The 12428-nt window shown below is 53.1% G+C and carries 18 protein-coding genes; all 18 read left to right on the forward strand.

Features of this window, described 5'->3' with window-relative positions; genetic code table 11:
* Positions 1-104 precede the first annotated feature (104 nt).
* The 18 genes from JCM15764_RS10820 (at position 105) to JCM15764_RS10905 (ending at position 12314) form a co-directional block, all read left to right on the forward strand.
* Entirely contained in the window at positions 105-1118 is a 1014-nt protein-coding gene (locus JCM15764_RS10820; RefSeq protein WP_054695501.1) for a TonB-dependent receptor, read from the forward strand.
* Complete coding sequence (locus JCM15764_RS10825) at positions 1115-1933, forward strand: TonB-dependent receptor domain-containing protein (RefSeq protein ID WP_243688776.1); 819 nt, start codon at positions 1115-1117, stop codon at positions 1931-1933. Before JCM15764_RS10820 ends, JCM15764_RS10825 begins: the two co-directional genes overlap by 4 nt.
* A complete protein-coding gene (locus tag JCM15764_RS10830; protein WP_054695506.1) occupies positions 1930-2784 on the forward strand; it encodes an ABC transporter substrate-binding protein in 855 nt (284 codons plus the stop codon). Before JCM15764_RS10825 ends, JCM15764_RS10830 begins: the two co-directional genes overlap by 4 nt.
* 358 nt (positions 2785-3142) lie before the next feature.
* A complete protein-coding gene (locus JCM15764_RS10835) occupies positions 3143-3475 on the forward strand; it encodes a hypothetical protein (RefSeq protein WP_054695511.1) in 333 nt (110 codons plus the stop codon).
* 137 nt (positions 3476-3612) lie between these two features.
* The gene (locus JCM15764_RS10840) at positions 3613-4440 is read left to right on the forward strand and encodes a patatin-like phospholipase family protein (protein ID WP_243688762.1); all 828 of its coding nucleotides are present in this window, start codon (positions 3613-3615) and stop codon (positions 4438-4440) included.
* Between the two features lie 41 nt (positions 4441-4481).
* The gene (locus tag JCM15764_RS10845) at positions 4482-4877 is read left to right on the forward strand and encodes a helix-turn-helix domain-containing protein (protein ID WP_054695518.1); all 396 of its coding nucleotides are present in this window, start codon (positions 4482-4484) and stop codon (positions 4875-4877) included.
* A 431-nt stretch (positions 4878-5308) separates the two neighbouring features.
* Positions 5309-6067: a DUF2589 domain-containing protein gene (locus JCM15764_RS10850; RefSeq protein WP_243688763.1), complete on the forward strand. Its 759-nt coding sequence runs from the start codon at positions 5309-5311 to the stop codon at positions 6065-6067.
* Positions 6037-6333 carry a hypothetical protein gene (locus JCM15764_RS10855; protein ID WP_054695520.1) on the forward strand — a complete coding sequence of 99 codons (297 nt, stop codon included), beginning with the start codon at positions 6037-6039 and terminating at the stop codon, positions 6331-6333. Before JCM15764_RS10850 ends, JCM15764_RS10855 begins: the two co-directional genes overlap by 31 nt.
* Entirely contained in the window at positions 6311-6988 is a 678-nt protein-coding gene (locus JCM15764_RS10860; protein ID WP_054695523.1) for a hypothetical protein, read from the forward strand. The genes JCM15764_RS10855 and JCM15764_RS10860 overlap by 23 nt, the downstream gene beginning before the upstream one ends.
* Positions 6960-7424 (forward strand): hypothetical protein, encoded by a 465-nt coding sequence (locus JCM15764_RS10865; RefSeq protein WP_054695526.1) that lies wholly within the window; start codon positions 6960-6962, stop codon positions 7422-7424. Before JCM15764_RS10860 ends, JCM15764_RS10865 begins: the two co-directional genes overlap by 29 nt.
* A 56-nt stretch (positions 7425-7480) precedes the next feature.
* Positions 7481-7996 carry a DUF2589 domain-containing protein gene (locus JCM15764_RS10870; RefSeq protein WP_054695529.1) on the forward strand — a complete coding sequence of 172 codons (516 nt, stop codon included), beginning with the start codon at positions 7481-7483 and terminating at the stop codon, positions 7994-7996.
* Positions 7997-8074: 78 nt separating this feature from the next.
* Entirely contained in the window at positions 8075-8374 is a 300-nt protein-coding gene (locus JCM15764_RS22995; RefSeq protein WP_243688764.1) for a peptidoglycan-binding domain-containing protein, read from the forward strand.
* Positions 8371-8997: a hypothetical protein gene (locus JCM15764_RS10880; protein ID WP_054695532.1), complete on the forward strand. Its 627-nt coding sequence runs from the start codon at positions 8371-8373 to the stop codon at positions 8995-8997. Before JCM15764_RS22995 ends, JCM15764_RS10880 begins: the two co-directional genes overlap by 4 nt.
* A gap of 39 nt (positions 8998-9036) precedes the next feature.
* Positions 9037-9468, forward strand: coding sequence for a hypothetical protein (locus JCM15764_RS10885; RefSeq protein WP_054695535.1), 432 nt, complete (start codon positions 9037-9039; stop codon positions 9466-9468).
* Between the two features lie 111 nt (positions 9469-9579).
* On the forward strand, positions 9580-10500 hold the full coding sequence (locus tag JCM15764_RS10890) for a hypothetical protein (protein WP_054695538.1): 921 nt from the start codon (positions 9580-9582) through the stop codon (positions 10498-10500).
* A gap of 133 nt (positions 10501-10633) precedes the next feature.
* Entirely contained in the window at positions 10634-11875 is a 1242-nt protein-coding gene (locus JCM15764_RS10895; protein WP_054695541.1) for a metallophosphoesterase family protein, read from the forward strand.
* An 11-nt stretch (positions 11876-11886) separates the two neighbouring features.
* Positions 11887-12078, forward strand: coding sequence for a hypothetical protein (locus tag JCM15764_RS10900; RefSeq protein ID WP_054695545.1), 192 nt, complete (start codon positions 11887-11889; stop codon positions 12076-12078).
* A complete protein-coding gene (locus tag JCM15764_RS10905; protein WP_054695548.1) occupies positions 12075-12314 on the forward strand; it encodes a hypothetical protein in 240 nt (79 codons plus the stop codon). Before JCM15764_RS10900 ends, JCM15764_RS10905 begins: the two co-directional genes overlap by 4 nt.
* Positions 12315-12428: the final 114 nt, after the last annotated feature.

The following is a 12428-nucleotide window of genomic DNA, read 5'->3' on the forward strand; positions in this document are numbered from 1 at the left end:
GGACTCTCAGCCGACTATCTGATATTAAGAAGAAAATTGAAACCAGGGATGAGTTCACTGCAGTTTTCATTCCCGTCTGTCGTCTCATTAGAGCAGGAATCCATTTGAAACTGTTTTGTCTTGAAATGCAACTGATTTTTCTGATTTTTTCTCTTGTGGCAGTGGTTCCCGCCTGGGGTGACCAAGCGGAAGATGAGCTGACCAAACTCGGTTTTTTCCCGGAAAAGATTTCCGGTGCACCTGCACCTGCACCTTCGCCACGCCCCGCCTCTCGCATTGCCGAGAATGTCACCGTAATCACCGCCGAACAGATTGAATCCCTCAATGTCCACACCCTGGCCGAGGTGCTTAACACCGTACCGGGTATCCAGCTGGAACAGATGCGAACTCCCGGCAGCTGGTCCTTTTTCAATATCCAGGGGGCGATCAGCAAGCATATCCAGGTCCTCATAGACGGTGTGCCCCAAAATGACCTGGTGGAAAATGCCCCGGATCTGGGAATGATCTCCGTGCAGCACATCGAGCGGGTCGAGATCATAAAGGGGGCGGCTTCTGCTGCCTGGGGTCAGGCCCTGGGTGGAGTCATCAATATCGTAACAAAATCTCCAGAAGCTGATAAGGCTGTCGCTGGCAGCGTCTTTTCATCCTACGGCCAGAAGTCCACATCGGACATGCGTGGGGAGCTCAGCGGTACCATAAATCGTTTCGGCTATTACCTGAGTGGCGGCAACCTCCACTCCAGCGGGCTTGTCGCCGATAACCAGATCAATGGAAACAACGCCTACGGAAAGATTACCTATGACTTTCCTGCCAAAGGCAATCTGACTCTTGGTTTCGACTATCGTGGGGCGGTCAGGGGGCTTTTTTCCTCCTCTGAGTTCGATGTGAAGGATTCCGACAGCTCTAGCTATGGTTATTCCTTCCTCAATTTCGTCTATCCCTTTCATAACAGGCTGAAACTGGATTTATTGGTCCGGGAATCCCGCAAAACACATGAATATTTTGCCCACACCTATGTCGGCGTCTTACTGGGGGATTTTCCTATACGGCCCGAGAAAAAACCAGGGGAACCAGTGCCAAAGTTACCTGGGGTGATTCATGGCGAAATCTGGTCATAGGCGTCGATTATCAACATGACACTGTTAGTCAGAGGGTGACTCTGCTCCAGGCAGACCTTGATGAGCGGGTGATGGATCGCTGGGGAGTATACACCAATGGCGCCTACACCATCGGCGACCTGACAATACTGCCTGGTATTCGCTTTGACGACACCGGAATAGAGAGCAATCTTTTAAGCTATACCCTGGGCGCTACCTATCAACTGACCGAAAAGACAGTGCTGCGTTGTTATGGCGCCAAGGGTTACAGTCTTCCCAACGCCTTGCGTGTGAAACCCCCGGAGCAGGTCTGGACGGCACAGGTAGGCGCCGAATCTTCCGAACTTCCATACGTTTGGTTGAAAGGAACTTTCTTTTACAACCAGCTCTGGGATATTGACAACGCCTATATTCCGGACCTGAAGCAAGCCGTAAGGCAGGGGGGTGAATTTGAGGTGCGTACGGTTCCCCTGTATGGTCTCTTCTTTACCGCCGGTTATACCTTTACCGATGCCCGCAATAGGGAAACAAACGAGCGGATCAAGACGGTGCCTGTCCATTCGGCCAAGCTTTCTCTCCAATATGACGATAGCCATACTGGTTTGCGTGGCGTTCTGACCGGAAACTACGTTCGCTGGAATACCCCGCCTGAAAATGGAGCCAGAGATGCTTCCGTTCTTTGGGATCTGAGCCTGACAAAAAGTATTTCACTGAGGGAATATGCTCCAGAGCTGTTTTTTACGGTGCATAATGTTTTCGACAATTCCCAGTATCAGCTGTTTATGCTCGAAAACACCGGCCGTTGGCTGGAAGGTGGCATGAGGTTCAAGTTTTGAAACTGCTCCTGCTGCTTATACTGGCAGTCTTTCTGCTGATGCCGGCGCAGGCGCCGGCCGCCGAGGTTCTCATAGTGCAGAGCACACGTCATTCCGGTTACGGCGAGGCCTTCAAGGGCTTCAGGGCTGCCTGTACCGCCAGCAGCCACACCATCGTTCTAGAGGACTACTCCGAAACAGACATTGCCAGAATCGTCAGGGAGGAACAGCCATCCCTCATACTGGCCATAGGCGATTCCGCCCTGGCAGCCTTGAAAAAGATCCGGCGCATTCCCATAATCTCGGTGATGGCCCTTAACTTCTCATCCGGAAATACTCCAGCCAATGTCACCGGCGTACGAATGACCATCTCACCTGAACGGTACATCACATTGTTCAAAACATTCCAGGTCAGGAAGGTGGGTATCCTTTTCAGCCAGGCGCGTAGCGGGGCCTATATAAAACGTGCACGTCAGGCCGCAGAACGTGCCGAGGTCGATCTCATACTGCGTGAGGTTCACAACCCGCGTCAAACGCCACTGCAGTTGTCCACCCTTAAGGGCAATGTTGATTCGCTGTGGCTTTTGCCCGATGCAACGGCCATGACGAGAGGAACTGTTGATGCTTACTTCCTCTTTGCCATGGAGCAGTCTAAACCGATTTTTGCCTTCTCCGATGTTTACCTTGCCTATGGCGCCGCTGCCGCTCTGGAGGCAGACCGTTTTGCCATGGGAAAGCAGGCCGGGGAAATGGCCAACCGACTCCTTGGTGGCCTGGCTCCTGCCGACATACCTGTTGAAGATCCCCGCTCCATTTCCTTAAAAACCAATCATAGTGTCATTCGTAAACTGGGTATGACCTTTTCCGATTGATGGAAACAACGGGTGTAAAAATTTTTTACACCTGCCGCAAATCCGCTCCTGACAAGGGTTTACAGGGAAGTGTAAAAAAATTTTACAATCAGCTAAAGTCTTGACTGACAAGGGTTTACCTGCCTGCTGTAAAAAATCTTTACACTTTCCCATCCGCTTCCTTTCCTCCTGCAAGCCCTTTTCCCCCGATTGAAGCCATTAGTCGCTGCTCATCATCTCCTGATCTGCGTATATACGCAGCTTTGCGACGTTTATATATGTGATCCCCATTGTTGGCACATTCCGTGATACCTCCAACATCACAATCCTTCTTCCACGCGGTTTTATTTCGCGCTGCTGTTTCCAAAGGAGCTCATGGATGGCAAATATTGAAAAGTCGCACCTGACGGATCGCATGCTCAATGCCGCAAAGGGTGTTCTCGGTGAGGTCAAGCCGGAGTCCCTGCAAGTTGCAGAGGCCCGGATGGCGAAAATAGCGGAGGCCATATTAACCATTGCAGGGCAGGACAAGCATGGTGAGGTAATAATAGGTGACGCCCGTCTGTATCTGAATTTGCAAAAGAATGTTGCCCGGTGTTCCCTTTACGGGTTGAAAGATGTGGGGGTGCTTGCCGCTGATGCTGCAATCGATGCTGCCCTTGAGGCGGTCAGTGAGGAGGTAAACAGGGTATTATGTTTCGAGTTGCTTTAGCTCCCTTTACAGTCTGAAAGCTTGCGGAAGTTATAAAGATAGACTCTTCAGGATGAATCTGATATTTAAATTACCCGCAAGCCTTATCCAGGAGAGGGACAGCCAGAGTAATGACTCATGCAAGTGAAAGGGGCGTTTTGCCTGAAGAACCCATAGCGCTGATGATGGTCGGTGGGGGAATACGCTTCCCTGTTTTTGTCGGTGCATTGAAAGCCATAGAAGAAAAGGGACTGCATATTTCGAAAGTGATTGGCTCCTCCACCGGAAGCGTCATCGGCGCACTTTATGCCGCCGGCATGACTCCAGAGGAGCTTCTCCAGCTCGCACTCAGCACCGATACCCAACGGTTCAAGGATTTCAGCATCAAAAGCGTCTTGCGCAACTTCGGCCTGTGCAGCGGAGATGAGCTTGAACGCTGGGTCGACGACCGGATCGGAGGAAAGACCTTTGGCCACGGGTTGCGGTATCCCCTGCATATTATCGCCACCGACATGCTGAGCTATCAGCCGGTGGTCTTTTGCTCCGAAAAGTTTGCCGGTGTGAAAATAGCCGCAGCTGCCACAGCTTCCAGTGCTGTCCCGTGGGTATTCGGCTACCGGAAGCTTTCGGCAAACGGCAAAAAGTACGCACTGGTGGACGGTTCGCTCATGTCGGGGGTGGTGGAACGGGGGCTTAACCGCACCGGCAAGACACTGATCCTGAAAGTGGTTTCCAAACGGACCCTGAACCATCCCCATCACGACAAGGTGAAGCTGCGGGATTATTTTCTGGAGATGCTGACCTTCGGCATGCACACCCAGGAAAAGGAATTCATGAAGGGGGGCAAGTGGAAGGATACCATCCTCCTCTACTGCGCCAATGTGGAGCCGGCAAAGTTTTCCCTGACGGAGCATGAAATAAACTTCCTCTACAGCCAGGGTTACGAGCAGACCATGACCTACCTGGAGTACAAGTGGGGGATATGAGCAGATGTAGATGAGCTGCCTTCCTCAACTGGAGGGGCAAGATGTCATTGGAAAAGATCATGAGCAGCAGCGAGATCGGCGCGGCCATCAGGCGCCGCAGACACGAATTGTCCCTGTCCCAGGAAGAACTGGCCACACGGCTCGAAGTGTCCTATCAGCAGATCCAGCGCTACGAAAGCGGTAAAAACAGGCTCAATGTTGAAAATATCCAGCTTGTTGCCGATGCCCTTTCCGTTCCCGTCGGTTATTTTTTTCAAGCCGTTCATCAAGAAACCGTTATCGAATCCGCAATCGAGCAACCCTGTCCAAAAGAACAGGAACTGCTAGCCCAATTCAGAAGCATCCATGACGATCAGATGAAGACATTGGTAATCAACCTTTCGCGCTGGCCGCCCAGGGGAAGGTGGAGCGTCATGATTAAAATGGAACGCTCCTGATATTATTTTGCTTTAACTTCCCCCCTGTTTTTTTTCATTATCAGCCACACATCTGCAACCCGATCCCATCCTGATCAACGCCTTCCTTCTCAGCTCAAATGTACTATCCGAATCTTCCGATTATTTACTGCATGTGATGCGTGCATCGGTTTCTAATTGTGCACCTTTTGCGTGGTGGCAGCCCCCGGAAAGTTTGTTAGGGTAAACGTCACCTATCTTGCCACATCCACTTTTGGGGATTGTGCCGAACGGCCGGGTGGAGAGAACACTACCAAGCCGTAAGCGACAGGAAGGGCACAAGGTGCCCCTACAGGACGATCATCAATGGGAAAGGAGGTGCGAACAAGGAGGTTACGACGTCGCAGGATAGTTTCCGCTTCTAACCGGTTACACCAGGGGCTGCACCATGCTGACGAAAGGAGGACTTACACATGGCAGGCGAACTCGTAAACATGTCGGACCAGTTCAAGGGATTACCCATGGAGGACCTCATCGGGGGGCCGCTCAATGCGGCTTGCAACGCGCAGGTAAAATTAGCCCAGGCAACTGCCGATTTCATCAAAGTCATCGGCTTTCTTCCTCCTGCGAACAATAACGATCCATACAGCGGCGGGACGAGAACTGCGCTCTTCAAATTCAAGAGACCGGTGGATAACCCAACTCTCGTTCCGGGAAAACCAGGTTCGATTCAGGAAGAGGAAGTAGAGATCTGCGTACCGCTTCTGGCCATCGTCAAGGTTCCCAATCTGAGCATCACCACGGTTGACGTTTCCTTCGACATGGAAGTCAAATCGTCATTTTCAGCCAAGGAATCCACCGATACCAGCGCCTCCCTGGATGCGGAAATGTCAATCGGCTGGGGATGCTTCAAGGCAACGGCAAAAATCCATGGTTCGGTAGCGACCCACAAGGAAAACACTCGCAGTTCCGATAATTCTGCAAAATATCACGTCCTTGTCCATGCCGAGGACAAGGGCATGCCGGAAGGACTTTCAAGGGTGCTCGACATCCTACAGACTTCCTGCGCTCCAAGGGCGATAGCGCGGCGAAGGATGTGCCTGCACTGGCCTGAAAAGGCGATGATGCACCTTATCTTCTTTGAAAAGAGCGGCCCGGGGCGTCGAAAGGCGCACCCGGCGCCGCAGGATAAAGAGGAGACATGTTCGATCTTACCGAAGTCAAATACGTAAAACGGATAACGGTGGGAACCGACAACCCAGGGCGGATGCGTACCCCGGAAGAGCTTGACGCGGCGACGGCACTGCTCAACAAGTGTCTGACCGGCACTCCCAAAGGGTGCATCATCGGCACGGAGAAGAGTTTTGCCGTCCTGCAGATGGGTGAGCATCAGGTGGTGCTCCAGTGGATCGTCTACCATGTGGGCTTTCCCCGAAAGCCATCTGGCTTGATGATTGATCCAGACAGGAGGCCCTATGGACAATCACCGTTTCGATGATCTGCTCCGGGCACTGCAAAACACCTTCGTTTCCGCACAGGACGGGTTGAGGAAAAGGGGCGAGGAGGTCCTTCGCCCGAGGGACATCCCCCAAGACAATGACGTCTTGACCTTTGCCATTCCACGAACTCCCGCCGGGGACGGCGTGGACATGCTTTCCCTCCCGGCCGCAGACTTCCGTCCATCCTCCGATCTGCGAATATCCATGCTTTCGCTGGAATTCCAGTGCCGCTTGACCCAGAGCCTCCTTTCCGGGATAAGTCGGAGGTATTATCTGCAGATCGCAAACGGTAAAAAAGGTCGCTGGTGGAAAAGGACCCAGGTGCGGATGCAGGTTCTGTTCATGGGCACGGATCATCCTTGCGGGGAGGTCATAGTAGAGGGGAAGCATTTCATGGAGATTCCGTTTTTCGGCGCCGAATCAGGAGATTCCCCGGAAACCACAGTCAAAAGATCCATATTTTCCCGTTTCATGGACCGTTTGCTGAACCCATGGCGGCCGCACAAATTTATTCTGACCAGTGAACAGTCCAAATGTCTGCGGAAGATGCTGAAACAGCGGCAAGAAAAGACATTCGAGGATGAGACGGCGGCACCGGCAAAAACAGCAACTTCAGGAGGAGCCAATGAAGAGGCAGACACATACGGCGAGTAAACGCATCATCGTGGGTATCGGATTGTTGCTCCTCGGCAGTGCAGGGCCATCGATTGGATTGCAGTGCTACGGGGCGGAAGGCGCAGGTCCGGATACATGGTTGAACGGCAGGTGGTCAGGCCAGGTGCAGACGCCCGGTGGAAACAAGCCGATCATGATCGAGATCAACCCAGGAAAGCAGGGGGGGAGGGATAAGGTGGTGAAGTATGCCGACCCCCGTGGCTGTACCATCGAAGTCCAGTACACGGCAGATGTGGGGGATCGAGGGGCAAGCTACACCGTTACTTCCTCCAACGGCGGGTTCTGCGACAATCTCCTGCAAGGGAGCCTTTCACTGGAAAAGCAAGGGGATTCGAAGCTTTCCTACGGGGTAAAGTACAAAGATCGCAAATCTGCACAAAGCTCGGAAAATGGCGTGTTGAATCGCTCCAGATAATCAGGCTGAAGGATTTTCTCCGTTGTAGACCCAACCCTTGAAGGGAGGGAGAACACATGGCCGGCCACATACCGCTGAACGACCTGATTGAAGCCTTGGCGGGCGCAGTCATAGAGGCCCAGGACAATATCGAGCAACACCAGATATCCAACCTCTTGGGATATTTCGACAGCCAGAAGCGACCCAAGAGCCTGGTAGTCCGACTGCCGTCAACCGACCCCAAGGCTGAGGAAGGGTCTGAGGATTATTACCGTGCCCCGTTGTTGCCGCTCGTTTCCACCAATCTGTTGAAGATCAAGGATGTGGAAATTACCTTTGATGTGGATCTCGGCCACTTTACGGAAGAGCCTGCCCCTGTGGCTAAGAAGGCCGATGCCGGTGAAGAGGGGCGACAGCAGGAAGCGCCGAAGAAGAGCATTTTCGTCGATACTGCCGGGGTGGCAAAAAACAAGGGGGGAAGCATCCACGTGGTTTTGCGCGTGGAAGGTTCGGAACCTACGGACGGCGCCGCCAGGCTGATGAATCACCTGACCCAGACCCAAGGGGTCTTCAAGACGGTCAAGGTTGACTGATGTGGCCTTTCAAGGGACACATCGTGACGGGAGGTAGCGATGACATCGTATAGGATCGGATCCAGCGGAGATGACGTAATGCGCATCCAGAAGGCTTTGCAGGACGCAGGTTTTTACCTGTCGCAACCGGACGGGGTATTCGGTCCCAATACCGAGGCGGCAGTGAGGAATTTTCAGGCTGCATCGGAGCTCGGGGCCGATGGAATCGTCGGCCCGGCCACCTGGGGAAAACTCTTCCCTTCTCAAAGCCCGGCACCCGCGCCTTATCGGGAAACCTCGATACGCGCTGCCTGGCGCTCACCGGATCTTTCGAGACCGGACGCCTTTCCCCCGAATGTTTCGCGTGCGTGGCGGGCAATTTCGACGGGCAGGGTATGAGTTTCGGTGCCTTGCAGTGGAATTTCGGCCAGGGGACGCTCCAGCCCCTTCTCAAGCAGATGTTTACCAATCACCTGGATGTTGCCACTACCATTTTCGGTTCCAGCCTGAGCCAGCTGCACCAGGCATTAAACGGCGGCCGGGATGCAGCCATGTCCTTTGCCGTTTCCATTCAGGATAGCAGCGGGAAAAACATTAAAGACCCGTGGAAGCAGATGTTCAAATCTTTGGGGCTCACCCCGGAATTCCAGGCAATCGAGGTGCTGAGTGCCGCAGCTTACTACGGCAGGGCACTGAACCTCTGCAAGAACTATGGATTCTGGACCCGGCGGGGCAGGGCGCTCATGTTCGACATCGGCGTCCAGAACGGCAGCATACCCGACAGCGTGAAAAGCCTGATTCTTAACGACTTCAGGCAATTGTCCCAGTCCCTTTCCGCGGAAGATACGGAACTGGCCAAGATGCGCATCGTGGCCAATCGCCGTGCCGAGGCCGCCAGACCGGCATTTGTGGAGGATGTCCGTAGACGCAAACTCTGCATCGCCGAAGGTAAAGGCGTAGTCCACGGCATCACTTATGACCTGGCCCGGCAGTTCGGTCTTGATTTGGGAAGTGCGGATTGAAGTAAGTTTCACGAACACATCCTACCAGAGGAGGTAATTATGAGCTTGTTTTCAGATGGATGGAATGCATTCGTTACAGATATTAAAGATTTCAATGACGGTATCGAAGCTTGTCAGGCTGAATTGCAGGCAACGCACAACGTGACGAACAACACCACATCTTTTTATGGTGATACAAAAGGGTTGCATGGCCACGCAGAGATAGATGCCGTGTGGCAGTTCCTAAAATCAATAAACTGGGATGTTCAAGAGTTCCCAAACTATCAGCTGACAATAACGTGCAAATCGAAGCCATGCTGCCAATACTGTGCGGCCGTTTTAGGAAATCTCGGAGTTTTCGCTGGAAAAGACACCTATAAGATAAAAAAGGCAATGGGTGTCAGTTACGCCTTACCTCCTGATGTGCGAAAATTCCTTTGCAAGCTTCTGCACACCACTGAACAAAAAGTCCTTGATGAACTGACAGCATAAAGCGAAAAGGGTGGGCCTGTGTTTTTGCTTCATTGCATTAAACCAAAAGCAAGGTGGCCGCGGCGGCCTCGCTTTCCTTGAAGACGAATCGGTAAAAGTGGAGGTGCATTCATGGAGACTCTGGAATCCAGGGAATCGAATCTCCTTCGTCTGCCGGCCAACCTCAGCCCGTTAATAGGGGCGGTCGTCGTTATCGCCATTGCCCGGTCGCTCATTGCGTGTATGGATATTGACGCCATAAAGCTGACCGATCTCTCCATTCCTCCACTGGTCAAGACGACAGCACTGAAGACCCGCGAGCTGCCCGCAAGGATAGCCTGGACGACTTCGCTGTTTGTCTACTTCCTGGCGTTCGTTGCTCTTATGTACACCAACATCAGCATCATGCTGCGCTCAATGGAGACCAGGAGGCCATGGGAAAAGGTACTGGTGCTGCTCTCGGTTTCGGTGCTGTCGTTCCTTTACTACCTGTCTTTCAACTACTCGAAGACGTCGGGCGCACTGATTATCGGCATGGCGGTGAAATATCTCTACGACAGCCTGCAGGTGTTGATCATCATGGATTATTGTTCCTCGGTTTCCACCACCTTCGCCTTTGCTGCTGCTAGCCTCGTGCTGTTCGCCCCGCGCGAACTCAAGGAGTCCCAGACCGTGCACTCGACAAGGCAGGGGAAAGACCTGATGCTGCTCCTTTATGTGGCCTCCATAGCGCTCGTGGCGGGGACGTTAGAAGGCAAAATGTGCACCGATTACATGCTGACGCAGATATTACCCGAGGAGAACTTCGAGAAGATGACGCTTTTGATGCCCGGCCTTGAGAAGCAGACCTTCCAGCAACTGAGCCTTATGCACAATCTGCTGAAGGAAGTGTCCGATGCTTCGAGGATCCTTGGGGGCGCCATTTATACAGCTCTACTGGCGGTGATGTATGTGCCTGCCGGTCTTATCGTCGATGGACGGCTGAAACGGCAGGCTGCGGATGATGGAGGCAGCAGGCAGATTCCCCCATACCGGCGACCATTCCGCGCCTGATCAATCTGGTCGCCGGACTCGCGCCGTTTGTGCTGGGTACGTCCCTTGATGTGCTGGGAAGGTTCAATTTCGGGTAAAGGTCGCAAAGTGGAATGTCAATGGACAAAGGAGGAAGTATGTCACTGAATCGACGATGGAAAATTGGGATTGTGCAGGTTTTTGCCACAAGTATCGCGCTCGTAGTTTTGCTGGCTTCCGCAGGCGCCGGTTTTGCCGGCACCAAGCCCAACTTCAAAAGAAAGCATCGCCGATAAAGACCGGCGTCTCCCAACCTGCATTCGACAACGAAATTCACCTCATTTCCCCACCGGCGGTCAATCGCGACCAACAGGGGGGGTATACCTTCATCGTCTTCGGCGACACGCGTACCGCCCAGGACGACAGTAAAAAAGAGGACCTGATCTTTCACAAGATCCGCAATTCGACCCACTTCGAGGTTAAAGGCGAGTTGGACCAACTGGCAAGTTTTGCCGTCTATACCGGCGATCTCATATGGAGGGGAAGCAATAACGGCTACTGGCAGCAGATCAGGGACCAGTTTCCCGCTTCGTTGCGCTCCACATCCTCTCCGCGGATCTTTCCGGTCATCGGCAACCATGAATCGTGGCAGCAGGGGGGCGAAGGCGACGCCATGGCCAACTATTTCGGTACCTTTCCAAACCTTGCCCAGAACGGCGTGCAGTTCCACAACTATGCGTTCGTCATCGGCAACAGCCTCTTCGTTAACCTGTGCAGCGGCGGGTACGGGAGCGATCCCCAAAAGTTCGAAGAGGATGATAAGGCTTGGAACTGCGAGAAGGTCGAATCTTTTGACAAGCTGATGCAGTCGCTAGGTACGTTGTATGGGCAACTCACCTACCGTGGCAGAAAGCTTTCGAACATTTTCGTAACTTACCACAAACCATCCTATTCCACATTCGAACATCCTCCCCTCAACACCGGCAACGATCCGCTGCAAACCCTGCTGGGGTTCAAAAAGGAAAACCCCGCATTGAAAATATTCGTCTTCAACGGCCACAACCATGTGACCGAACTATTCAGGCCAACCCCAGGTGTTTTCGCCCTGGTGGCCGGTGGCGGAGGCGCTCCGCAGAAAGCAGGAATCCCTGTGGATAACCACGGCAAACCCATGCAGGAGCTCTTCTGGCCTGCCGTCGGCAGCGACCGCTATCGCCGGATCAATTTCTTCCGTGCTTCTGTCGGCCCAAGCGATGAAAGCGTATCCATTGAGGAACGGGTGTTCTGTGCCAACGACGATTTCGCCGTGCTCGACTACTTCAAGGGGGTGGTCATCGACAAGGACGGTAGCGTTTCCTATAAAGGTTCCCGTAAATATGACTGCGGCTTCGATCAGTATCTATATCTTTTCCAATAGGAGGGAAAACCATGGGAAAATTTTCAACATTGTTCTTTCTGGGAATGGCAACACTTCTGACGGCAAATCCATGCTGGGCGCTGTGGAACATCGATACCCTGGTCAACAAGTGGAAATCACCGGTTTTGGTAGGGGTCCCCTTTGCGATCGGTACGAGCAGCAATGTTGCCGGCAATCTTGAGCCCAGGGCAACCTGGTATTGAGCATTCCCGGTCAGGGGGATGTCTTTTTCGAGGACAAGGGGCACAATACCCCATGCTCGCGCCCGTATTGGGGCGTTTCCATCACCTATAACGACCAGCAGTGGGGCTTCTATTACGACGGTGGCGGTCGGGTCAATGTCGGCATCAATGCCGATGGCAGTGTTTCATTTACCCCATCGTCCGAAGGAAGTCAGGTAGTGGCCGGCAACGGTCCTCCGGTGTGCCGGGTGCCTTGAATGTATTTTCGACAGGGGAGGCGGTGTCATGAAAAATGGCTGTTTTAAAATTATATTGCTCTAACTCTGTCCGGCCGGCTCCCCGGTTATAGGCTTGCCAAAGCCCTCACCATC

Origin of the sequence: Geotalea toluenoxydans JCM 15764 (assembly GCF_001311985.1) — a bacterium.
GTDB lineage: Bacteria > Desulfobacterota > Desulfuromonadia > Geobacterales > Geobacteraceae > Geotalea > Geotalea toluenoxydans.